This is a genomic window from Kitasatospora sp. NPDC048715 (genome assembly GCF_043198905.1).
GTDB lineage: Bacteria > Actinomycetota > Actinomycetes > Streptomycetales > Streptomycetaceae > Kitasatospora > Kitasatospora lactacystinica.
In genome coordinates this window covers 1-22,098 of record NZ_JBICVH010000036.1, presented here as the reverse complement: position 1 = coordinate 22,098, position 22,098 = coordinate 1, and the positions used below count along the sequence as shown (strand labels likewise).

Annotated in this window: 18 protein-coding genes; 11 read left to right on the top strand and 7 right to left on the bottom strand. The window is 74.3% G+C overall.

The window, feature by feature from the left end:
• Positions 1-33: 33 nt before the first annotated feature.
• The 3 genes from ACGFSC_RS42375 to ACGFSC_RS42365 are packed head-to-tail and all read right to left on the bottom strand — an operon-like array spanning position 34 to position 3,017.
• Positions 34-1,326 carry a coenzyme F420-0:L-glutamate ligase gene (locus ACGFSC_RS42375; protein WP_359910093.1) on the bottom strand — a complete coding sequence of 431 codons (1,293 nt, stop codon included), beginning with the start codon at positions 1,324-1,326 and terminating at the stop codon, positions 34-36.
• A complete protein-coding gene (gene cofD / locus ACGFSC_RS42370) occupies positions 1,323-2,333 on the bottom strand; it encodes a 2-phospho-L-lactate transferase (protein ID WP_359910090.1) in 1,011 nt (336 codons plus the stop codon). Before cofD ends, ACGFSC_RS42375 begins: the two co-directional genes overlap by 4 nt.
• 42 nt (positions 2,334-2,375) lie before the next feature.
• The gene (locus tag ACGFSC_RS42365; RefSeq protein WP_359910087.1) at positions 2,376-3,017 is read right to left on the bottom strand and encodes a cysteine dioxygenase family protein; all 642 of its coding nucleotides are present in this window, start codon (positions 3,015-3,017) and stop codon (positions 2,376-2,378) included.
• A 621-nt stretch (positions 3,018-3,638) separates the two neighbouring features.
• On the opposite strand from ACGFSC_RS42365, the gene ACGFSC_RS42360 reads away from it, so the two are divergent.
• The 3 genes from ACGFSC_RS42360 to ACGFSC_RS42350 all read left to right on the top strand — a co-directional run bounded on the left by ACGFSC_RS42360 (position 3,639) and on the right by ACGFSC_RS42350 (position 9,763).
• On the top strand, positions 3,639-3,911 hold the full coding sequence (locus ACGFSC_RS42360) for a WhiB family transcriptional regulator (RefSeq protein ID WP_030062195.1): 273 nt from the start codon (positions 3,639-3,641) through the stop codon (positions 3,909-3,911).
• 224 nt (positions 3,912-4,135) lie between these two features.
• Positions 4,136-8,014, top strand: coding sequence for a glycosyltransferase family 2 protein (locus tag ACGFSC_RS42355; protein ID WP_359910084.1), 3,879 nt, complete (start codon positions 4,136-4,138; stop codon positions 8,012-8,014).
• A gap of 6 nt (positions 8,015-8,020) precedes the next feature.
• Complete coding sequence (locus ACGFSC_RS42350; RefSeq protein ID WP_359910081.1) at positions 8,021-9,763, top strand: DUF5719 family protein; 1,743 nt, start codon at positions 8,021-8,023, stop codon at positions 9,761-9,763.
• A 41-nt stretch (positions 9,764-9,804) separates the two neighbouring features.
• Here ACGFSC_RS42350 and ACGFSC_RS42345 read toward each other — a convergent pair whose 3' ends face one another.
• Positions 9,805-10,257 carry a metallopeptidase family protein gene (locus ACGFSC_RS42345; RefSeq protein ID WP_359910079.1) on the bottom strand — a complete coding sequence of 151 codons (453 nt, stop codon included), beginning with the start codon at positions 10,255-10,257 and terminating at the stop codon, positions 9,805-9,807.
• Between the two features lie 164 nt (positions 10,258-10,421).
• On the opposite strand from ACGFSC_RS42345, the gene ACGFSC_RS42340 reads away from it, so the two are divergent.
• The 6 genes from ACGFSC_RS42340 to ahcY all read left to right on the top strand — a co-directional run bounded on the left by ACGFSC_RS42340 (position 10,422) and on the right by ahcY (position 16,874).
• Complete coding sequence (locus ACGFSC_RS42340) at positions 10,422-10,787, top strand: DUF3499 domain-containing protein (protein WP_359910076.1); 366 nt, start codon at positions 10,422-10,424, stop codon at positions 10,785-10,787.
• A 164-nt stretch (positions 10,788-10,951) separates the two neighbouring features.
• Positions 10,952-12,337: a phosphomannomutase/phosphoglucomutase gene (locus ACGFSC_RS42335; RefSeq protein WP_359910073.1), complete on the top strand. Its 1,386-nt coding sequence runs from the start codon at positions 10,952-10,954 to the stop codon at positions 12,335-12,337.
• 88 nt (positions 12,338-12,425) lie between these two features.
• Positions 12,426-12,608 carry a Trm112 family protein gene (locus ACGFSC_RS42330; protein ID WP_224284587.1) on the top strand — a complete coding sequence of 61 codons (183 nt, stop codon included), beginning with the start codon at positions 12,426-12,428 and terminating at the stop codon, positions 12,606-12,608.
• 94 nt (positions 12,609-12,702) lie between these two features.
• The gene (locus ACGFSC_RS42325) at positions 12,703-13,950 is read left to right on the top strand and encodes an SIS domain-containing protein (protein ID WP_359910069.1); all 1,248 of its coding nucleotides are present in this window, start codon (positions 12,703-12,705) and stop codon (positions 13,948-13,950) included.
• Between the two features lie 156 nt (positions 13,951-14,106).
• Positions 14,107-15,084, top strand: a complete 978-nt coding sequence (locus ACGFSC_RS42320) for a cation diffusion facilitator family transporter (protein ID WP_359910066.1) — start codon at positions 14,107-14,109, stop codon at positions 15,082-15,084.
• Between the two features lie 341 nt (positions 15,085-15,425).
• Positions 15,426-16,874 carry an adenosylhomocysteinase gene (gene ahcY / locus ACGFSC_RS42315; RefSeq protein ID WP_359910063.1) on the top strand — a complete coding sequence of 483 codons (1,449 nt, stop codon included), beginning with the start codon at positions 15,426-15,428 and terminating at the stop codon, positions 16,872-16,874.
• A 94-nt stretch (positions 16,875-16,968) separates the two neighbouring features.
• Here ahcY and ACGFSC_RS42310 read toward each other — a convergent pair whose 3' ends face one another.
• Both ACGFSC_RS42310 and ACGFSC_RS42305 read right to left on the bottom strand, forming a co-directional pair.
• Positions 16,969-18,018 (bottom strand): hypothetical protein, encoded by a 1,050-nt coding sequence (locus ACGFSC_RS42310; protein ID WP_359915510.1) that lies wholly within the window; start codon positions 18,016-18,018, stop codon positions 16,969-16,971.
• A complete protein-coding gene (locus tag ACGFSC_RS42305; RefSeq protein WP_359915512.1) occupies positions 18,015-18,527 on the bottom strand; it encodes a SigE family RNA polymerase sigma factor in 513 nt (170 codons plus the stop codon). The genes ACGFSC_RS42310 and ACGFSC_RS42305 overlap by 4 nt, the downstream gene beginning before the upstream one ends.
• A gap of 108 nt (positions 18,528-18,635) precedes the next feature.
• Between ACGFSC_RS42305 and ACGFSC_RS42300 the strand changes: the two genes are divergently transcribed.
• Entirely contained in the window at positions 18,636-19,274 is a 639-nt protein-coding gene (locus tag ACGFSC_RS42300) for a hypothetical protein (protein WP_359915514.1), read from the top strand.
• A gap of 67 nt (positions 19,275-19,341) precedes the next feature.
• Here ACGFSC_RS42300 and ACGFSC_RS42295 read toward each other — a convergent pair whose 3' ends face one another.
• Positions 19,342-20,376, bottom strand: coding sequence for an RDD family protein (locus tag ACGFSC_RS42295; protein WP_359915516.1), 1,035 nt, complete (start codon positions 20,374-20,376; stop codon positions 19,342-19,344).
• Positions 20,377-20,684: 308 nt separating this feature from the next.
• On the opposite strand from ACGFSC_RS42295, the gene ACGFSC_RS42290 reads away from it, so the two are divergent.
• Positions 20,685-21,689, top strand: a complete 1,005-nt coding sequence (locus ACGFSC_RS42290) for a stage II sporulation protein M (RefSeq protein ID WP_359915518.1) — start codon at positions 20,685-20,687, stop codon at positions 21,687-21,689.
• The last annotated feature ends 409 nt before the right edge of the window (positions 21,690-22,098 follow it).

The window sequence follows — 22,098 nt, the reverse complement described above, 5'->3', positions numbered from 1 at the left end:
GTGCGGCGGCCCGGCCGTCCGGGCGCGCGGCCGCTACCGCACCGCGATGAAGGCGTCGGCGCCGCGTTCCGGGCGGGCCTTCGGCGGCTCGGCGGGGCGGCCGACGGCGACGGCGCCCATCGGGTCCCAGTCGTCCGGGAGGTCCAGCGCCTCGCGCACGGTGTCGCGGCAGAACATGGTGGACGAGACCCAGGCGGAGCCGTAGCCCTCGCCGGTGAGCGCGACCAGCAGGTTCTGCACGGCGGCGCCGACGGCGACGGTGAACATCTCCCGTTCGGCGGTGGCCCGGCGCGGGTCGGGGTAGTCGTGCGAGCCGTCCGTCACCAGGCAGGGCACCACCAGGTAGGGGGCGTCGCGCAGGACGTTGCCGCGGGCGGTGCGCCGGGCGATCCTCGCCTCGTCCCAGCCGTCGAGTTCGCGCAGGTCGCGCTGCCAGGCGGCGAGCATCGCGTCGAGCAGCCGCACCCGGGTGTCCGCCGATTCCAGCAGCACGAACCGCCACGGCGTGGTGTGGTGCGGGGCGGGCGCGGTGACGGCGGCGGCGACGGCGCGGCGGACGGCGGCCGGGTCGACCGGTTCCGCGGTGAAGGAGCGGACGGTGCGCCGCAGGGTGACGGCCTGCCGCAGCGCCTCGGAGGTGCCGAGCCGGAACATGTCGTCGACGGAGGGCCGGACCAGCGGCCGGACGCCCTCGCCGTCCTCGGCGGTGACGAGGTGCTCGAGCCCGCGCACGACCGCCACCGGGATGCCGGAGGCCTTGCCCTTCACCAGGTCGGCGGCGGCGGCGAGTTCGTCGGCCGTCGCGGTGACGGTCATCTCCAGCTGGTTGCCGTGGCTGTCGGTGCGGCCCCGGTGGTCCTCCAGGACGGAGAGGCCCGCGGCGCCGATCGCGACGTCGGTCAGCCCGTTGCGCCACGGCCGTCCGAAGGTGTCGGTGACGACGACGGCGAGCCGGCGGCCGGTGAGCTGCTGGAGCCGGGCCCGCAGCGCCCGCGCGGAGGCGTCCGGGTCCTCGGGCAGCAGCAGGACGGTGCCGGGGGCGGTGTTGGAGGCGTCGACCCCGGCGGCGGCCATGACGAAGCCGTTGCGGTTCTCCACGATCCGGATCGGTCCGCGCCGGGCGACCAGCCGGACGGTCTCGGCGTCGATCGCGTCCTCGCGGTCGGTGGCGTGCAGCAGCCGGTCCTCGGCCTTGCTGACGATCTTCGAGGTGACCAGCAGGATGTCGCCGTCCTGGTACGTCCCCGCCTTGGCGATGAGCTCGCCCAGGTCCGCCCCCGCCTCGATCTCGGGGATGCCGTCGACTCCGAGGACCTCCAGCGTCACTTCCGCACCTGCTCCGCCAGCGCCAGCGCGGTGCGCGCCATCTCGGCGGTGGCCTCGACGTCGGTCATCAGCAGCGGGACGGCCCGGCAGGCGATCCCGGCGGCCTCGACGGCGGCCACCGAGGCCTCGTCGGCGCTGTCGACCAGCCACCCGTCGAGAAGGCCCGCCCCTCGCCCGTCGCCGCTCTCGCCCGGGCCGCTTCGCAGCGCCGCCCTGCTGCCGTAGTTCAGCGCGACCGCCTCCGCGGTGGCCTCGACGCCGACGGCGGCGAGCACCTTGTCGGCCATGCCGCGCACCGGCGCCCCGCCGATGATCGGGGAGAGCCCGACGACCGGCGCGGGCGCGGCGGCGACCGCCTCCCGGATGCCGGGGACGGCGAGGATGGTGCCGATCGAGACCACCGGGTTGGACGGCGGGAAGAGGATGACGTCCGCCCCGGCGATCGCCTCCAGCACGCCGGGCGCGGGCTTGGCGGTGTCCGCGCCGACCGCGACGACCGCCTCGGCGTCCACCGCGGCGTGCAGCTTGACCCAGTACTCCTGGAAGTGGATCGCCCGGGTGCCCTGCTCGTCGGTGATCCGCACGTGGGTCTCGACCCGGTCGTCGCTCATCGGCAGCAGTCGCACGCCCGGCTTCCAGCGCACGCACAGCGCCTCGGTGACCTGGGTGAGGCTGTACCCGGCGGTGAGCATCTGGCTGCGCACGAGGTGGGTGGCGAAGTCCCGGTCGCCGAGCCCGAACCACTCGGGGCCGACGCCGTACGCCTTCATCTCGGCCTTGATGGACCAGGTCTCGTCGGTCCGGCCCCAGCCCTGTTCCTCGTGGATGCCGCCGCCGAGGGTGTACATCACGGTGTCCAGGTCGGGGCAGACCTTGAGGCCGTAGAGGTGGATGTCGTCGCCGGTGTTGCCGATGACGGTGATCTCGTCCTGCGGTCCGACCGCCGCGCGGAGTCCGCGCAGGAAGCGCGCCCCGCCGATTCCGCCTGCCAGTGCCACGATGCGCATGGGACTCATCCTGCCACGGTCGGACCCTCCGTCAGCCCGTGATCAGTGCGACCCGGCCTGTGCCTGCTGCTCGGGGTGCTGCTCGGGGACGGCGGCGGCGCCGTACTGGTTCATCTCGGTCAGGCCCGGGGTGTAGAGGTGGATGGAGACGGCGGGTTCGAGCGCGCCGTTGACGACCTCGTGCAGGTAGCCGGAGGAGAACACACGCTGGCCGCCGGGCCGCAGGGCGCGGGCGCCCTCGCCCGCGTGTGTGAGGGAGCGCTCGATCAGCTCGCCCTTGACGACGCTCATCACGCCGGAGGACTCGCCGTGGTCGTGGAAGCCGCTGGACTGGCCGGGCAGCCAGCTGAGCAGCCAGACCTCGTAGCCGGGGCCGGTCTCCAGCCGGGCGTACCAGCGGGTCAGCGCGTCGTAGCGGACGAGCGGCTCCCAGCGGGTGCGGTCGGCGGCGATCTCGCGCACCAGCCGGGCGTACCCGGCGACGGTGGTGGGGTGGGCCGGCAGGTCGGTGCGGGCCAGGTGCGGGAAGGCGAGCGGGTCGCCGGCGATGGAGACGTCGCTGAGGCCGTCGGCCCACTGGCGGGTCCGGGGGCCGGCGGGGGTGCCGGCGGGGGCGGTGGCGGGGCCGCGGTGGGCGAGCTTGTTGCGGTCGCGGTTCCGCTTGCGGATGCGGATCATGCGCACGGGAGTCGTCCTCGGAGGAGTCGGCCGGTTCGTGGGATCGGCCGGATCCGGATGTCCTGGGACGGGAATCGCGGGCGGCCTCTGTGCTTCCTGGGGGCGGCGCGCGGTGGGACGCGGGCGCCTAGATACAGCAGGAACAGAGGCGACAACAAGAGTTCACGGCACGGCGGAGGGTGGAACCGCTCCGGGGGCTGGCGAACTCTGACATAGAAGCAAGGACACCGCATCCGCGGGGGCGGTGTCAAACCAAAGGATGCGGCATTCGAGTGGGTTAGGTCCGGATCTTTCCCTGATGGGGTGATTCATCACTCTCTATGTTTCGATGGGAAGATCGCCGGGAAGGCAGCCCGATGACCGGCCTGTGGCGGTGACCGGGCGTCACCTGCCGAATGGTTGCGGATGGTTCGGCACTGTTCAGGACCTTGAGGCAGAAGGTCCGATGTGTCCGTATATGTACACTATTCGTAACGGCTTGGTGCCAGGGAGTGAATCCCGGCCCCAATACCAGAGCTCGGCTTGACTGGGCCAGAGTGACGCAACTGTAATTTCACTCGTGTCGTCGGCCGCACGAGGCAACGGCAACCACGGGGACGCCAAGTAGGGGCAGAGGAGGCGCGCCACATGAGCGAGCTCTTTGAGCTGTTGATCGGGGACGGCATCGCGGAGGACGAGGAGGAACTCGGCTGGCAGGAGCGCGCGTTGTGCGCCCAGACCGACCCCGAGTCCTTCTTCCCCGAGAAGGGCGGCTCGACCCGCGAGGCCAAGAAGGTCTGCCTCGCCTGCGAGGTCCGCTCCGAGTGCCTGGAGTACGCGCTCGCCAATGACGAGCGCTTCGGCATCTGGGGCGGCCTCTCCGAGCGCGAGCGCCGCCGGCTCAAGAAGAGCGCGGTCTGACGGGCGGCCCCGACCCTCGCTGACCCTTCGACAGCGACGGACAGCCGCACAGCCGTACGGGCGCCTCACCGCGGTGGTGGGGCGCTTTCGTGTTCCCGGGGCCCCCTTCACGGTCTCCGCACGCACACCCCGGACGAAGCGGCCACCCGGAGCCGTTAGTGTGGTGCGCCATCCGGTTGCCGTTCACCGGCTGTGTCCACCGAGAACTGGGGCCCGCGCACGCGATGACCGTCTACAGCCACCAGAGCGGCTCCACCGCTTCCCGGCCGCCCGCCTACCCGCGCCACCTGGTCACCGCCGTGATCGTCTCGCACGACGGCGCCCGCTGGCTGCCGCAGGCCATGGCCGGCCTGCTCGGTCAGGACCGCCAGGTCCAGCGGATCCTCGCCGTCGACACCGGATCCACCGACAACTCTCCGCAACTGCTCGCCGACACCCTCGCCGACTGGCTGCCGGACAGCGGCCCGCTGGTCCTCGGCCGCCGGGCCGGCTTCGGCACCGCCGTCGCCGAGGCCGTGTCGAGCAGCGCGCCCCTGCGTCCGGAAGACCTGCCGTACCGGCTCGACCCCTCCGGCTACGACCCGGTCACCGGCGGCTGGGACGACTTCGGCGACCCGCTCGCCCAGGAGGACGACCTCGGCCGCGGCGGCCCCCGCGAGACCCGGCCGGTCGAATGGCTCTGGCTGCTGCACGACGACTGCGAACCGCAGACCGACGCGCTGCGCCGGCTGCTCCAGGTCGCCGACTCCACCCCCAGCGCCGCCGTGGTCGGCCCCAAGCTGCGCAGCTGGTACGACCGCCGCCAGCTGCTGGAGGTCGGCGTCACCATCGCCCACTCCGGCCGCCGCTGGACCGGCCTGGACCGCCGCGAGCAGGACCAGGGCCAGCACGACCAGGTCCGCCCGGTGCTCGCCGTCTCCAGCGCCGGCATGCTGGTGCGCCGGGACGTCTTCGAGGAGCTCGGCGGCTTCGACAGGGCGCTCCCGCTGATGCGGGACGACACCGACTTCTGCTGGCGGGTCAACGCCGCCGGCCACCGCGTGGTGGTCGCCCCCGACGCCGTGCTGCGGCACGCCGAGGCGTCCTCCCGCGAGCGCCGCGCGATCGACTGCGGCCCCTCCCACCCGCACCGGGTGGACAAGGCCGGCGCGGTCTACACCCTGCTCACCAACTGCAAGGGCGCGCTCTTCCCCTACGTCCTGCTGCGGCTGGTGCTCGGCACCCTGCTGCGGGCCGTCACCAACCTGCTCGGCAAGGACCCGCGCCAGGCCTTCGACGAACTCGCCGGCCTCGGCCACGAACTCGTCCGCTTCCCGCGGCTGTTGGCCGCGCGCAAGCGCCGTGCCCGGTCCCGGGCGGCGGACGCCCTGGACGACCGCACGCTCTTCCCGGCCCCCGGCGCCACCACCCGGCTGGCGGTCGAGGGCGTCGTCGGCTCGCTCGGGATAGGGGGCGGCGACGACAGCGGCCGGCACGGCTCGGCCGAGGCCGGCGGCGACGAGGACGCCGAGGACCTGGTCGTCGAGCAGTTCGCGCTGCTCAAGAAGCTCGCCCGGCGCCCGGCGCCGGTGCTGTTCGCGGCCGTGCTGGTGTTCGCCCTGATCGCCTGCCGCGGCCTGTTCGGCAGCGGCGAGCTGTTCGGCGGCGCCCTGCTGCCCGCGGCCGACGGGGCCGGCGGCCTCTGGTCGATGTACGCGGACGCCTGGCACCCGGTCGGCACCGGCTCCACCGCCGCCGCGCCGCCGTACCTCGGCGTGCTGGCCGTGCTCTCCTGGCTGCTCTTCGACCACGCCGACCTCGCGCTCACCCTGATCGTGGTGCTCGCCGTCCCGCTGGCCGCGGTCAGCGCCTACCTGGTGTCCCGGCCGCTGCTGGACTCCAAGGTGGTCCGCGCCTGGGCCAGCGCCACCTACGCGCTGCTGCCCGCCGCGACCGGCGCGCTCGCCCAGGGCCGGATCGGCACCGCCGTGCTCGCCGTGCTGCTGCCGCCGCTGGCCCGCGCCGCCGCCATCGCGGCCGGCCTCGGCATCCGGGACGAGAGCGCCGCCAAGGGCGCCCGCCCGGGCTGGCGCCCGGTCTGGATGGCCGTCCTGCTGCTCACCCTGGCCACCGCCTTCGTCCCGCTGACCTGGGCGCTCGCGGTACCGCTCTGCCTGGCGATGCTGGTCGCCGCGGTGCTGCGCGGCGGCGCCTTCGGCTCCGGCGGCGCGGCGCTGCGCCTGCTCGGCCTGCGCGTCCTGGTGATCCTGGCGGTGCCCGTCGTGGTGCTGGCGCCGTGGTCGCTCGCGGTGCTGTCGCACCCGCAGCGGCTGCTGCTGGAGGCCGGGCTGCCCGGCCTGCACGGCAGCGGCGCGAGCGCGGCCGGCCTGCTGCTGGTCAACCCGGGCGGCGCCGGGGTGCCGCCGATCTGGCTCTCGGCGGGTGTCGTGCTCGCCGCGCTGGCCGCGCTGCTGCGCGCCGACCGCCGCCGCGCGGTGCTCGTCGCCTGGGGTGCGGCCGGTGCCGGCCTGGTCTTCTCGGTCGCGGTGGCGGGCACCTCCGTCACCCCGGCCTCCGGCGGCCCGGCGGTGCCCGCCTGGGCCGGCCCGGCCACCCTGATCGCCGGCATCGCCCTGCTGGCCGCCGCCGCGATCGGCGCCGACGGCGCCAACGCCCGCGTGGCCGGGATCGCCTTCGGCTGGCGCCAGCCGGTGGCCGCCCTGGTGGTGGCCACGGCCGTGCTGGCGCCGCTGGGCACCGGCCTGTGGTGGGCGCTGACCGGCGCCGGCGGCCCGCTGCACCGAGGCCAGGCCGACCAGGTCCCCGCGTTCATCGCCGAGGAGGCCGGCACCACCGACCGGGCCCGCACCCTGGTCGTCACCGGGGAGAAGAGCGGCGGCGCGGTCCGCTACACCGTGCTGCGCGGCGCCGGGCTGACGCTCGGCCAGGCCGAGTCCACCGTCGACCCGGCGACCGGCACCCAGGACGGCCTGAACAAGATGGTCGGCAGCCTGCTGGCCGGCTCCGGTGCCGACCAGGCGAGCGCGCTGGCCGGCTACGGCATCGCCTACGTGCTGGTCCAGCAGCCGGTGATCGACGTCTTCAAGGACGTCCTGGACACCACCCCCGGCCTGGTCAAGGCCAACCAGGACGGTGCCGCCGCGCTCTGGCAGGTCAACGGCACCCCCGCGGTCCGCGCGGTGATCACCGCCCCCGGTGCCAACCCGGTGGTCGTCCCGTCCGGGGCCCGCGACCTGTCCGCCACCGTCCCGGCCGGTCCGGACGGCCGGGTGCTGCGGCTCGCCGAGTCCGCCGCCACGGAGTGGAAGGCCACCGTGGACGGCACCGCGCTGGAGCCCACCACGGTCGACGGCTGGGCGCAGGGCTTCAAGCTCCCGGCCGCCGGCGGGAAGCTGACCGTCACCCGGGAGGGCGGCGCCGCCCACACCGGCTGGATCTGGGCCCAGGTGCTGCTCGGCCTCACCATCCTGGTGCTGGCCCTGCCCGGTCGCCGCAGCCACAAGGACGACGACCTGCCCGAGGAGGCCGTCGCGGCCGCCGCGCTGGCCGCCGCCGCCCAGGCGCAGGCCCCCGCCCCCGGCAGCCGCCGGGCCCGCCGGATGGCCGAGCGCGGCGAGGGCGGCGAGGGCGCGGACGGCGCCGAGGGCGGTGCCGACGAGTCCGGGGTGTACGACCGGCCGGGCGCGATCCCGGCCCAGCCCGCCGGCGAGCCGGTGACCGGAGCCGTCCAGGCGGCCGCCGCCATCCAGGACGCCGAGCAGTACACCGACCCGTACCAGGCGTACCAGCAGGCCGACCCGTACAGCTACGACCAGTACGCGGCCCAGCAGCCGGTCGCCGCGCCGTACGGCGGCCAGGGCTACGACGCCCACGGCTACGAGAACCACGGGTACGACGGCACCCGGCCGCAGGGCTACGAGCAGCCGTACCAGCCCGAACAGCAGCAGCCGTACGGCTACGACGCCCACGGGTACGACGGCCACCAGCAGCAGCCGGAGCAGCAGCCCTGGCTGCCTGGCCAGCAGCAGGGCGAGCCCTACTACGACCCGAACGACCCCAACGGCCCCGGCCGGTACCCGCACCAGCACGGATCGGGGAGCTGACCCGCGATGAAGAAGCCCGCATTCAGGAAGAAGTCCGGCGCCGGCGAGGCCGCCGGGCCGGCCGGGCCCGCCTTCGCGGCGGAGCCGACCGGGGCGGCCCCGGCCGCCCGGCCCGGCCGCAGCCGCAGCCCGTTCGCCGGGGGGGCCGCAGGTGCCGGCGGCGGGGCCAGGACCACCCCGTCCCTGCTCGCCGCGGCCGTGGTGCTCGCGGCGGTGTTCGGGATCGCCGAGGTGCGCCCGCCGGCCGCCCCGGCCAAGGCGGCCACCGGGGCCGCCCCCACCACCGAGCAGGTCGAGCGGACCTCGGTGGTCTGCCCGCAGCCGATCCAGAGCCTGACCGGCTCGACCACGCTCACCGCCTACACCCCGCCCGGGACGGGCTCCGCCACCGGCGGGGCCGGCTGGCTCTCCGACGCGGCCGCGCCGGCCGTGCCCGCCGCCCAGCCGACCGCCGCGCCGGCGGCCCCGACGGCCCCCGCCGCCCCGGCCCCGACCGGCTCGGGCGCCCCCGCCGCCCCGGCCCAGGACAAGAACGCGGCGCCCGCCGACGCCCGGCTGACGGTGCCCAAGCCCGGAACCCCGGCCACCGGCCCGGCCGCCAACGGCGACGCCGCGCCCGGCACCGGGGCGGTCGCCACCGGCGCCCTCGCCCCCGGCTTCACCGTCACCCAGACCACGGTGGTCACCGAGCAGCGCGGCCTCGGCCTGTCCGGCCTCACCTGCGCCCCGGCCGGGACCGGCTTCTGGTTCGCCGGGGCCAGCACCGCCGGCGACCGGGTCGACTACGTCAGCCTGGTCAACACCGAGTCCTCCGCCGCGGTGGTGGACATCAAGCTGTACGGCGACAAGGGCCTGATCGACAACGACTCGGCCAACGGGATCACCGTCGCGCCCGGCAGCTCCCAGGCCGTCCTGCTGTCGACCATCAGCAAGGGCGCGGTCGCCGACCTCGCGGTGCACGTGGTGGTGCGCTCGGGACGGGTCGGCGCCGCGCTGCACGCCGCCGACGGCGGCAAGGGCGCGGACTGGATCCCGGCCTCGGCCGACCCGGCCCCCGTCCAGGTGCTGCCCGGCCTGCCCGCCGACACCGCCTCCGCCCGCCTGGTGGTCTGGGCGCCGCCGGAGGACGACGCCGACCTGAAGATCCAGCTGTCCGGCAAGAACGGCTGGTTCAGCCCGGCCGGCAACGAGTCGATCCACGTCAAGGCGGGCATGGTGGCCGCCGTCGACCTCGGCAAGGTCACCCGCGACGAGGTCGCCGGGCTGCGGCTGTCGCCCAGCGACGACAAGCACCGCACCCCGATCGTCGCCGGACTGCGGATCGACCGGGCGGCGGCCAACGGCAAGACCGACGCGGCCTGGCTCACCGGCAGCAACCCGGTCGGAGCCCGCGCCACCGTCGCCGACAACCGGGCCGGCGCCTCCACGCTCTACCTGACCTCCAGCGGCGAGGCCGCCACCGTCCGGGTCACCGCCTCGGCCGGCAGCGGCGGCGGCACCCCGGCCACCAAGGAGGTCCAGGTCCCGGCCGGCGGCACGGTCGCCCTCCCGGCGCCCGAGCCCGCCGGGCTGAACGGCGTCTTCGCGCTCACCGCGGAGACCGTCTCGGGCGGCCCGGTGGTGGCCGCCCGGATGCTCTCCCTGCCGGCCAAGGACGTGCCGATGTTCACCGTCCAGGCGCTGCGCGACGACCGCAGCACCGTCAAGGTCCCGCAGGCCGGCCAGGATCCGGGCGTCGTCCTGCGCTGAGCAGCCGACGGGGCGGCACCCTTGGTGCCGCCCCGGGGGGATCAGTCCTCGTCGTAGCGCGGGTCGATGGCGTCCGGGGACAGCCCCAGCAGCTCGGCGACCTGCTCGATCAGGATCTCGTGCACCAGCGCCGCGCGGTCCTCGCGGGTCTTCGCCCGGATCTCCACCGGCCGCCGGTACACCACGATCTGGCTCTTGTGCCCCTGCTTGCCCGGCGACACCCGCCCCAGCGGCACGCCGTCCTCGGCGTCGGCGCCGTCCGGCTCGTGCAGCGGCACCTCCTGGACGGCGAACTCCACCTCGATCAACTGCGGCCAACGCCGTTCGAGGCGCTCCACCGACTCGCGCACGTAGTCGTCGAACAGTTCGGAGCGGGTGAGCGAGATCGGCACCTGGGGCGGCGCCAGCGGGCCGCGCAGGCCCCGCCCGTGCCGGTCGCGGTGCCGGGGGCGGCGCGCCGGGCCTGTCGATGACTGCGGTGCGGAGCTGTCCATATCACTGCCGAGGGTAGTCCTTGGACGGTCGGAAGTGGACCACTCCGGCGGGGAATCGCACGGGGCGTTGGATACGCGGCCCCGGCGCCCGCGGTGCGACACGGCACCCCTTCCGGGCAGGCGGTCTTCGCTCCCCGGCGAGGAGTGCGGTACCGTCCACCCTCGTGAGCTCTGTACGTCGTTGTTCGCGGACCGCGTGCGGCCGGCCGGCCGTCGCGACGCTGACGTACGTCTACGCGGACTCCACCGCCGTCCTCGGCCCGCTCGCCACCTACGCCGAGCCGCACTGCTACGACCTGTGCGCCGAGCACGCCGAGCGCCTCACCGCCCCGCGCGGCTGGGAGGTCGTCCGGCTCGCCGCCGAGGCCGGGCCGCTGCGCCGCAGCAGCGACGACCTGGAGGCGCTGGCCAACGCCGTTCGCGAGGCCGCCCGCCCGCAGAACCCCCGTCAGGGCCGCGGCCCCGAGGGCGAGTCCACCGAGGGCGGCCGCCGCGGCCACCTCCGGGTCCTGCGCTCGCCCGACAACTGAGGCCCGGGGTCCGCCGGGCGGATCGTGCCTGATCGGGACCAACCCGGCACGGGGTGTTCGTCCGGCCCGGGTACGCTGCCCGTCTACCGTCACCGCGCCCGTCGATCCGACGCGCGGTGGCCCAGACGTTCCGTGATCAGTCCTAAGACCAGGGTGGAGCCGCAGTGCGCGACCTCAAGCAGCTCGTGAAGGCGTACGACGTCCGGGGCGTCGTCCCGGACCAGTGGGACGAGAGCCTGTCCCGGGCCTTCGGTGCCGCGTTCGTGCAGGTCACCGGCGCGTCCGCGATCGTGGTCGGGCACGACATGCGGCCCTCCTCCCCGGCGCTGAGCCTGGCCTTCGCCGAGGGCGCCGCGGCCTACGGCGCCGACGTGGTGCAGATCGGGCTGTGCTCCACCGACCAGCTGTACTACGCCAGCGGCAAGCTGGACCTGCCCGGCGCGATGTTCACCGCCAGCCACAACCCGGCCCAGTACAACGGCATCAAGCTGTGCCGGGCCGGCGCCGCCCCGGTCGGCCAGGACACCGGCCTGACCGAGATCCGCGAGCTGGTCGAGTCCTGGACCGCCGAGGACGACACCGTCACCGTCCCGGCCAAGGACGTGAAGCCGGGCGAGCTGTCCGCCCAGGACACCCTGCGCGGCTACGCCGACCACCTGCTGGGCCTGGTCGACCTCACCGGGATCCGCCGGCTCAAGGTCGCGGTGGACGCCGGCAACGGCATGGGCGGCCACACCGTGCCGACCGTCTTCGACGGCCTGCCGATCGAGCTCGTGCCGATGTACTTCGAGCTGGACGGCACCTTCCCGAACCACGAGGCCAACCCGCTCGACCCGAAGAACCTGGTCGACCTCCAGGCGCGGGTCCGCGAGGTCGGCGCCGACATCGGCCTGGCCTTCGACGGCGACGCCGACCGCTGCTTCGTCGTGGACGAGCGCGGCGAGCCGGTCTCCCCGTCGGCGATCACCGCCCTGGTCGCCGTCCGCGAGATCGCCCGCGCCCGCGCCGCCGGCGAGGCCGAGCCGACGGTCATCCACAACCTGATCACCTCCTGGACCGTCCCCGAGGTGGTCCGCGAGCTCGGCGCCAAGCCGGTGCGCACCCGGGTCGGCCACTCCTTCATCAAGCAGGAGATGGCCGAGACCGACGCCGTCTTCGGCGGCGAGCACTCCGCGCACTACTACTTCCGCGACTTCTGGCGCGCCGACACCGGCATGCTGGCCGCCCTGCACGTGCTGGCCGCGCTCGGCGGCCAGCCGGGCACGCTGTCCGCGCTCACCGCCGAGTACGACCGCTACGCGGCCTCCGGCGAGATCAACAGCACCGTGGCCGACCAGGCCGCCAGCACGGCCGCCGTCCGCGCCGCCTTCGCCGGCGCCGAGGGCACCACGGTGGACGAGCTGGACGGCCTGACCGTGGCCGGCCCGGACTGGTGGTTCAACCTGCGCGCCTCCAACACCGAGCCGCTGCTGCGCCTGAACGTCGAGGCCAAGGACCCGGCGAAGATGGCCGAGCTGCGCGACGGCGTGCTCGCCGTCGTCCGCGGCTGAGCCTGATCACGGGCCCCGGTGCCCCGGCCGGTAGGATTTCCTATCGGCCGGGGCACCTCCGTGCCACCCCCGAACTTTGGAGAGCCCCATGAAGCTCGAATCCTTCCTGCTGGAGATCCTGGTCTGCCCGCAGTGCCGGGCCGCGCTCGCCGAGGGCGGCACCGAGGAGCAGCCCGAGCTGGTCTGCACCGGCGCGGACTGCGGCCTCGCGTACCCGGTCCGCGAGGGCATTCCGGTCCTCCTGGTGGACGAGGCCCGCCGCCCGGCCTGATGCTGGGGGCGTTGCCCGGGGCGAAAGCCCCACCCCGACCGCCCGGCGCGCAGCGGAGCGCGCGCCCAGAGGACCGCAGCCGGAGGTTCGCCGCATGCTCGACGACACCCTGCTCGACGATCCGGCCGCCCTTCGGCGCGCCGACCACGACCGCGCCCTGCTGGCCCTGGCCGGCGCGGGCGCACGGGTCCGCACCGCGCTGCGCCGGGCCGAGGCGGCCGGGCTCGACCGGCTGCGGCCGGACGGCCGGCCGCGTTCCGTCCTGGTCGCCGGGCACGGCAGCGCGCTGACCGCCGCCGAGATGCTGTCCGCGCTGGCCGGCACGGCCTCCCTGGTCACCCCGCTGCCGCCGACCGAGGCGGCCGCCCCGCGCGCCGACCGGGCCGGCGCCCCGCCCGCCTTCACCGCCGGGCTCGGCTGGCAGCTGCCCGGCTGGGCCGGCCCGCTGGACCTGCTGGTGATCAGTTCCGCCGACGGCGGCGAGCAGGGCCTGGTCGGCCTCGCCGAGCAGGCGTACGCGCGCGGCTGCGCGATCGTCGTCACCGCCCCGGCCGGCAGCGCGCTGGCCGAGGCCGCGCTGCAGGTGCGCGCCCTTCCGCTGCCCTTCGTGGCCTCGGCGTCGTCCGAGGACCTCGCGCCGGTGGCGGCCGCCGAGCCGGACCTGCCGGCCGAGGACCCGGCGGCGCTCTGGTCCCACCTCACCCCGCTGCTGGCGCTGGCCCAGAAGATCGGCCTCACCCAGCTCCCGTACGACGCGCTGCCGGCCGTCGCCGACCTGCTGGACGCCACCGCCGTGCGCTGCCGTCCGGACGCCGCCGCGTACACCAACCCGGCGAAGGGCCTGGCCGCCCGGCTGGCCGGGACGGTCCCGCTGCTGTGGGCCGAGGGCCCGATCGCGGGGGCGGCCGCCACCCGGTTCGCCGCCCAGCTGGCCGACCGGGCCGGGCGCCCGGCGCTGGCCGGGCCGCTGCCGCAGGTGCTCACCGCCCACCGCGGCATGTTCACCGGGCAGTTGGGCGCGGGTGCCGACCCGGACGACTTCTTCCGCGACCGGGTCGAGGAGCCGGACCCGCTGCACCTTCAGGTGCTGCTGCTGCGGCACGCCCCGGGCGCGGCCGGCCCGGCGGCCGAGGACGGGCAGGACGGCCCGGCCGAGGTGCCGGAGGAGGACGCGGGGCCGCGCAGTTTCGGCGTGAGCCGGGCGCACCGGCTGGCCGCCGCGCACGACGTCCGGCTGACCGAGTACGCGAGCGCCCGGCCGGACCCGCTGCACGCGCTGGCCGACCTGGTCGCGCTGACCGACTTCGCCGCCGTCTACCTGGGGCTCGCCGCGCAGTCCTGAGACGGTCGGCCGGGTGGAACCTCCGGGCCGGTACGGTAAGCGCTCGACGAGCTGATCGACCCGTGAGGACTTTCGAGGCATGTGTGAGCGAAGCGAGCTCATCATCAGAGGGCGCGTATTGTGCGAAGCGCCCGCCGAGCGCAGCGAGGCGGTCGCGTGAGTACCGAAGGCGGCACCAAGGCACTGATCGCGGCACTGTCCGCGAACCTGGCGATCGCGGCGGCCAAGTTCACCGCCTTCGGCTTCACCGGTTCCTCCTCGATGCTGGCCGAGGGCGTGCACTCGGTGGCCGACTCCGGCAACCAGGTGCTGCTGCTGATCGGCGGCAAGCGGGCGCGCCGGGAGGCCGACGAGGAGCATCCCTTCGGGTACGGCCGCGAGCGCTACGTGTACGGCTTCCTGGTGGCCGTCGTGCTGTTCAGCGTCGGTGGCCTGTTCGCGATCTACGAGGGCTGGCACAAGATCAGCCACCCGGAGACCCTGGACGCCTGGGGCTGGGCGGTCGGCGTGCTGGTCTTCGCCATAGCGATGGAGGGCTGGTCCTTCCTCACCGCGATGCGGGAGTCCGCCAAGGCCAAGGGCCGGCAGGGCTGGGTGCAGTTCATCCGCACCGCGAAGGCGCCGGAGCTGCCGGTGGTGCTGCTGGAGGACACCGGTGCGCTGATCGGTCTGGTGCTCGCGCTGTTCGGCGTCGGGCTCACCGTGATCACCGGGAACGGCGTCTGGGACGGCGTCGGCACCCTGTGCATCGGCGTCCTGCTGGTGGTGATCGCCGTGGTGCTCGCCATGGAGACCAAGTCGCTGCTGCTCGGCGAGTCGGCGAACAAGGACTCGGTGCACCGGATCCGGGAGGCGCTGGTGGACGGCGAGACGGTCACCGGGGTGATCCACATGCGCACCCTGCACCTCGGCCCGGAGGAGCTGCTGGTCGCCGCCAAGATCGCCGTCAACGCCGAGGACAGTGCCGCCCGGGTGGCGGCGGCGATCGACGCGGCCGAGGAGCGGGTCCGCGCGGTCGTCCCGATCGCCCGGGCGATCTACCTGGAGCCCGACGTGTACAGCGCCGAGAAGGCCGCGGCGGGCGACGACCCGGCCGCCACGCCCGGTGGTCCGGGCCCGGCCGACGCGCACTGAACCCCGCCCCGGCCCCGCGGCCGGGGCCCCTGGGGCCCGGCTGGAGCGCCGCTCGGGCCGGGGGCCGAAATCGGTCATCGGCGGACGGCCGGCGGGGCCGTCGGTGTAGATTCGTCACCAGAGCCAGAACGTCGCTGCTGATGGCGGTCGATCGGCGGTCCGCACCCGTAGGGTGTGCGCCGGTCGAGGGAGAGAGGTCCTCCGACGGTTTGTGCTGCGCAACGGGAAGCCGGTCCACCACGGACCCGGCTGTTCCGGCGTGGCCGTGCACCCGTACGGCCTGACGCACGCGACGCACGCCCGGACCTTTGGCCCCACCCCCATCAGCGAGGAGCAGACGCATGTCGACCGACATCACCGGTGACTTCAAGGTCGCCGACCTTTCCCTGGCGCCGTTCGGCCGCAAGGAGATCCAGCTGGCCGAGCACGAGATGCCCGGTCTGATGGCGATCCGCGCCGAGTACGCCGAGTCGCAGCCGCTGGCCGGCGCCCGCATCACCGGCTCGCTGCACATGACCGTGCAGACCGCCGTCCTGATCGAGACCCTGACGGCGCTCGGTGCCGAGGTCCGCTGGTGCTCCTGCAACATCTTCTCCACCCAGGACCACGCGGCCGCGGCCATCGCCGTCGGCCCGGAGGGCACCCCGGAGAACCCGCAGGGCGTGCCGGTCTTCGCCTGGAAGGGCGAGACCCTGGACGAGTACTGGTGGTGCACCGAGCAGGCCCTGACCTGGCCTGACGGCAAGACCCCGAACATGATCCTGGACGACGGCGGCGACGCCACCCTGCTGATCCACAAGGGCGTCGAGTTCGAGAAGGCCGGTGCCGCGCCGGACCCGTCCACCGCGGACAACGACGAGTTCCGGATCATCCTGGAGCTGCTCAACCGCACCCTCAAGGACACCCCGAACAAGTGGACCGAGGTCGCCGCCACGATCAAGGGCGTGACCGAGGAGACCACCACCGGTGTCCACCGCCTGTACGAGATGCACCGTGACGGCAAGCTGCTGTTCCCGGCCATCAACGTCAACGACGCCGTCACCAAGTCGAAGTTCGACAACAAGTACGGCTGCCGCCACTCGCTGATCGACGGCATCAACCGCGCCACCGACGTCCTGATCGGCGGCAAGGTCGCCGTCGTCTGCGGCTACGGCGACGTCGGCAAGGGCTGCGCCGAGTCGCTGCGCGGCCAGGGCGCCCGCGTGATCATCACCGAGATCGACCCGATCTGCGCGCTCCAGGCCGCGATGGACGGCTACCAGGTCACCACCCTGGAGGACGTCGTCTCGATCGCGGACATCTTCATCACCACCACGGGCAACAAGGACATCATCCTTGCCTCGCACATGGAGCAGATGAAGCACCAGGCGATCGTCGGCAACATCGGCCACTTCGACAACGAGATCGACATCGCGGGCCTGGCGAAGCTGCCCGGCATCGTGAAGACCGAGGTCAAGCCGCAGGTCCACGAGTGGCGCTTCGCCGACGGCCACACCATCATCATGCTGTCCGAGGGCCGCCTGCTGAACCTGGGCAACGCGACCGGCCACCCGTCCTTCGTGATGTCCAACTCCTTCGCCAACCAGACGATCGCCCAGATCGAGCTGTTCACGAAGACCGAGCAGTACCCGATCGGCGTCTACGTGCTGCCGAAGCACCTGGACGAGAAGGTCGCCCGCCTGCACCTCGACGCGCTGGGCGTGAAGCTGACCACCCTGACCCAGGACCAGGCCGACTACATCGGCGTCCCGGTCGACGGCCCGTACAAGGCCGAGCAGTACCGCTACTGATCGGTGAACCGTCCGGCGGCCGGCGCCCTCCCCTCGGGGGGCGCCGGCCGCCGGCGTCTGCGGGGCCCGTCGGCAGGTTCGTCGGCCGCTTCCGTCAGCGGGGCCGGTCCGCGGGCCCCGTCGCCGTCCAGGAGGCCTCGTCAGCACCGAGCACGGTGAACCGGCTGAGCAGGCCCGCCAGTCCGCCGGCCTGTTGCACCGGCCGGCTCCCCGCGGCCGTCCCGTTGGCGCAGAGCCGGACGCCCTTGTCGACGCGGCACACCGGGGTGCCGCCGTCCGGCCTGCCGTCGACGAACACCCCGAAGCTCTCCGGCTGGACGGTGACGCTCAGCCACTTCCCGTCGACGGTGTACGACAGGATGGCGCTCCACGGGGGCTCGGTGTCCTTCGACGGCCGGTGGACCTCGATGTTCCGCGGCTCGAACTCGGCGGGCACGCCGGTCGGCCGCACCGGGAACGGGACGTCCCGGCCGCCGAACTCGACCCCGGCCGCGACCCTGAGCAGGTCCTCCTTGACCTTCGCCCCGATCCACAGCGTGGCCCTCAGATCGGCCCAGCGACCGGAGGCGGTCATCCAGCGCAGGCCGACCGGGACTCCCGAGGCGTCGGTGACCAGCCACTGGGCCTCCCGGCCGGCGACCGCGGGCGCGGCGACCGTGTGCACCCCGGGGGCGAGGGGCTCGCCGGGGCCGCGCAGCAGTTCGAGCTTCAGGGCGGGGACGGCGTTCTCGACGGCGGTCGTGGTGGCCGCGGTGGTGACGGACCGTCCGTCGCTGTTCGCGTAGCCGACGGCCGGTCGGGCCAGCCACGGCGGCAGCCAGCCGAAGCGGGCCTCGGCGCTCAGCGGGCCGGTGGACGCCGTCGGCGTCGGGACGGCGGTCGGGGACGGCGTGGGCGAGGCCGGGGAGGTCGGCGCGGGGACGGCAGGTGCGGGCGGCCCGCCGGCCGGGCGCAACAGCAGCACGCCGGCCAGCACGGTGGCGGTCGACCCGGCCACCACGCCGATCAGCGCCTGCCGGCGGCGGCGCAGCCGGACCCGCCCGCGGGCGATCACCGCCGAGGTGTCGAGCGCGGCGGGCGGCGCCGGGGTCTCGGTGAGGGCGCCCAGCCGGGCGGTGAGATCACGCTGCTCGTGCGTCCTCATGACGTCCTCTCGGCGGTGGTGGGGCGAGCGGCGAGCGTCGTCCGGAGGGTGGCGAGAGCGCGCGAGGTCTGGCTCTTCACATTGCCCGAGGAGCAGCGCATCGCCTCGGCGGTCTGATCGACCGTGAGGTCGCAGTAGTACCGGAGCACCACGGTGGCCCGTTGCCTGGGCGGCAGCGCGGCCAGCGCCCTGCGCAGGTCGAGCTGGACGTCGAGGTCGGCCGCCACCGAGGCGACGTCCACCGGCGTCGCGGTCCGCGACGTCCGCCGCCACCAGGACGAGCGCTGCTCGGCGAGGAAGGTGTTGACCAGCACCCTGCGGGCGTAGCCGTCCAGGTTCTCGACCCGGCCGGCCCGTGACCAGTTCACGTACAGCTTGGTCGCGCACTCCTGCACCAGGTCGTCGGCCCGGTGCCAGTCCCCGCACAGCAGATAGGCGACCTTGCGCAGCCAGCCGCTCCTGGAGGCCACGTACTCCGTGAACTCCGCGTCGCGCGTCCGCTTCGCCATCCGCACCCCCTCTCGTCGTGGTGGCGACGCACAGCCGCGCCGTCCGCCGCTCTAATGCGGGCACCGGGCGGAAGGTTGCACGCGCGGCGCGCACGTAGGCTTTCCGGCATGCCCAACGGCCGGTACTCGCTCCACGACCCTCATGACCACGTCCCGCTCGGGGAGGAGCGCTTCAGCTGCGCGCCCGGGGCGGCCGGGTGGCGGTACGTCTCCAAGACCTACGCGCCGGACGGCCGGGTGCTCGGCAGCACCGACCTCACGCTGGACTCGCGCGCCCGGCCGCTGCGGATGGAGCTGCGGGCCGGGGGCTGGCAGGTGCGCGGCGGAGCGGTGGACGGGGTGGCCTGGGTCCGCACCGACGCGGCCGACCCCGGCGGCGAGCACGCGGCGGAGGGCCACGACCGGGCGCACGCCTTCACCGGCCGCTCGCCGGGCTTCCTGGTCGCCACCGCCCGGCTGCTGAGGCTGGCGGAGGGGGCGAGCGCGCGGGTGCGGCTGGTGGCCTTCACCGAGCCGGTGCTGGCTCCGCGCACCCTCGACCAGGGGTGGCTGCTGGAGGGCGTCGACACCCACGAGACGGATTCCGGGCCGCTGCTGGTCGAGCGGTACCAGGTGGCGGACCTGGAGACGGGCGAGCAGCAGGTGGTGCACCTGGCGGGGGACGTGGTGCTGGCGGCGGAGGGGATCGAGCTGGAGGAACTGGCGTCGCCGCCGAACGCCTGGCGGGTGGGGACGGAGGAGGAGTAGCGGTCCGGCAGGGCCGTGGCGGCCCGGCCGATCCGATCCGACCCGCCCCGGCTCGACCCGGCTCGGCTCAGGCGGGCGGGGCGAAGCCGGTGTCGGCGGCGGGCTTGTCGAGGGACGGAGCCGCCGGGGCCGGGGGCGATGCCGGGGCGGCGGGCGGTACGGGCACCGGCGGTGCGGCGGGCGCGGTCGGTGCCACCGGTGCGAGCCGCTGCGCCGGCAGGCCGAGGACGCGGACGGGCCGTCCGTCGGCCGTGACCGTCGGAGCCGGCGCGGGGACCGGACCGGAGGCCGGACGGGGAGCGGGCACCTGGGCGGGTCCCCGTCCGGCCGCCCACAGCTGCTCCTGGGCCCGCATCCACTCCCGCCGCTGGCGCTCGGTGAGCACCGCGCCCAGGTACGCCGCCGGGTGCAGCCCCGGCGCGATCGGGTGGCCGATCCGGGCGGACAGGTCCTCGGCGAGCCGGGTGGACATCCGGAGCATCACCGCCGGATCCAACTGGCCGACCCGGCCCAGCAGTTGGCGGATGGCCAGCCAGAGCGGCTCGGGTACGGCGGACAGGTCCATCGCGACCAGCTCGTGGCCCATCGCCTGCAGCAGGTGCGGGTGGACCGGCGGCAGCGGGGAGGCGGTGCCGCCCGCGCCCGGGGTGCGCTCGCGGACGACCACCGTCCCGGCGAAGATGTCGCCCAGCCGCTTGCCGTCCGAGTGCACCACCGAGGTGATCACGGCCGGGGCGCCGGTCAGCACGATCATCTCGAAGAAGCCGACCAGCCCGCGCACCAGCGAGTGCCGGAACCGCACCGGCCCGCCGTCGGTGCGCACCACCCGCAGGCCGAGCGCGGCCTTGCCGAGCGAACGGCCGCGGGTGAGGGTCTCGACCATCACGGGCACGGCCACCAGGAAGAACACCGTCAGGCCGATCATCGTGGCGGCCAGCGCCGCGCCGTCGAGCCCGATCAGGGCGAGGCTCAGCAGCAGCGTGAACACCAGCAGGGCCGCGAACTCCACCAGCAGGTCGATCACGATCGCCAGGGCCCTGCTCGGAAGCTTCGCCGTCCGGAGGCCGAGAACGACCGCCTCACCCGTCACCAGGTCGCTCAAGACACCTGTCCGTTCACGTTCTTGGAGCCCGTACGGCTCACCCATGGAGATCCGCTCCTGGGAGTGCGGCAGTGCCGGGGGAGGGAATCACCCCGGATCGGCCCCCCTGACCCGCTCTCCGCAGTCTGATCCGCAGCCGCAAACATACGGGGCCCAGTGGGCGCACGGGAAGTGAGATCCCGGCGGCCGCGGCGGCGGCCGCTGCTGGCATGCTGGGCCGCACGTGTCCGCCCGGACCCGCCGCCCGCCTGGACGCACCCGCCCGCGCACGCACGTCCGCGCCCGCCGCCGATCATGGAGCCGCCGAAATGGACCTGGACGTCTTCGTCGCCACCCACCAGGGGGAGTGGGCCCGGCTGGACGCCCTCGCCCGCCGGCGCCGGCTCGGCGGGGAGGAGGCCGACGAACTGGTCACGCTCTACCAGCGCGCCACCGGACACCTCGCCAAGGTCCAGGCCGCCGCGCCCGACCCGGCCCTGGTGAGCCGGCTGACCGGACTGGTCTCGCGCGCCCGCAGCGCGGTCACCGGCGCCCGGACCAACGGCTGGCAGGACGTCGCCCGCTATTACGCGGTGAGCTTCCCCGCCGCGCTCTACCGCGCGCGCCGCTGGTGGGTACCGGTGGCGATCGTCTCCATGGTGGCCACCGCACTGCTCGCGTGGTGGATGGCCACCCACCCCGAGGTCCGCAACAGCCTGATCGCCCCCGAGCACCTCGGCGAGCTGACCCGCCCCGGCGGCCAGTACGAGGCGTACTACTCGGACCGGCCGGCCAGCTCCTTCGCGGCACAGGTGTGGACGAACAACGCCTGGATCGCCGTGCAGTGCCTGCTGTTCGGGATCGCGCTGGGCGTTCCGGTGCTCTACGTGATGTGGACCAACGTGGTGAACCTCGGCATCGGCGTCGGACTGATGGCCTCCGCCGGGCGGCTCGACGTCTTCCTCGGCCTCCTCATTCCGCACGGCCTGCTGGAGCTGACCGCGGTCTTCGTGGCCGGCGGCCTCGGGCTGCGCCTCGGCTGGACCGTGATCGACCCCGGCCCGCGCACCCGCTCGGTGGCGCTGGCCGAACAGGGCCGCGCGATCATCGGCATGTCGATCGGCCTGGCGACGGTCCTGGCCGTCTCCGGCGTCCTGGAAGCCTTCGTGACCCCGTCCGGCCTGCCGACCTGGGCCCGCATCTCCATCGGCGTGCTGGCCGAGGCGGCCTTCCTCCTCTACGCCCTGGTGCTGGGCCGAAGGGCCGCCGAGGGCGGGGAGTTCGGCGATCTGGAGGCGGCCGACCGGGCGGACCTCCAGCCGGTCGCCGCCTGAGCCGATGTGATCCACAGGCCCCTGACCTGCTAGTCTTCCTCTCGTCCGGCCAAACCATTGACGTGGTGAGGGCGGGCTAGTAGGTTTCAACGGTTGGGACTGACTGGACAACGGTCGGTTCCGGGCGTTAGTGTCTACGACACCGCCGAATCGAGGCGAGTGCATTTCACGAAATGCGCACCCTCCGACGAAGCAAATCCCACGGACTGAGCACTCCGAAAGCCTTGATAGGCTTCGGAACGAAGTTCGCAGGAAATCCCGCCAGCGGGAATCGGATGAATGAAGCCCCGGTAAACGGAGCGGAAAACGTCTGGTAAGCTGGAAACACGAAAGAACGAAGCCCGGAGGGTCCGCTGGAAGGCGGTCCGAAGGAAGCGTCCGTTCCTTGAGAACTCAACAGCGTGCCAAA

Coding starts and splice junctions, on each gene's coding strand:
- cofD (WP_359910090.1), bottom strand. CDS start 2,333: ATGCGCATCGTGGCACTGGCAGGCGGAATCGGCGGGGCGCGCTTCCTG.
- ACGFSC_RS42360 (WP_030062195.1), top strand. CDS start 3,639: ATGAGCGAGCTCTTTGAGCTGTTGATCGGGGACGGCATCGCGGAGGAC.
- ACGFSC_RS42355 (WP_359910084.1), top strand. CDS start 4,136: ATGACCGTCTACAGCCACCAGAGCGGCTCCACCGCTTCCCGGCCGCCC.
- ACGFSC_RS42350 (WP_359910081.1), top strand. CDS start 8,021: ATGAAGAAGCCCGCATTCAGGAAGAAGTCCGGCGCCGGCGAGGCCGCC.
- ACGFSC_RS42345 (WP_359910079.1), bottom strand. CDS start 10,257: ATGGACAGCTCCGCACCGCAGTCATCGACAGGCCCGGCGCGCCGCCCC.
- ACGFSC_RS42330 (WP_224284587.1), top strand. CDS start 12,426: ATGAAGCTCGAATCCTTCCTGCTGGAGATCCTGGTCTGCCCGCAGTGC.
- ACGFSC_RS42325 (WP_359910069.1), top strand. CDS start 12,703: ATGCTCGACGACACCCTGCTCGACGATCCGGCCGCCCTTCGGCGCGCC.
- ahcY (WP_359910063.1), top strand. CDS start 15,426: ATGTCGACCGACATCACCGGTGACTTCAAGGTCGCCGACCTTTCCCTG.
- ACGFSC_RS42310 (WP_359915510.1), bottom strand. CDS start 18,018: ATGAGGACGCACGAGCAGCGTGATCTCACCGCCCGGCTGGGCGCCCTC.
- ACGFSC_RS42305 (WP_359915512.1), bottom strand. CDS start 18,527: ATGGCGAAGCGGACGCGCGACGCGGAGTTCACGGAGTACGTGGCCTCC.
- ACGFSC_RS42300 (WP_359915514.1), top strand. CDS start 18,636: ATGCCCAACGGCCGGTACTCGCTCCACGACCCTCATGACCACGTCCCG.
- ACGFSC_RS42290 (WP_359915518.1), top strand. CDS start 20,685: ATGGACCTGGACGTCTTCGTCGCCACCCACCAGGGGGAGTGGGCCCGG.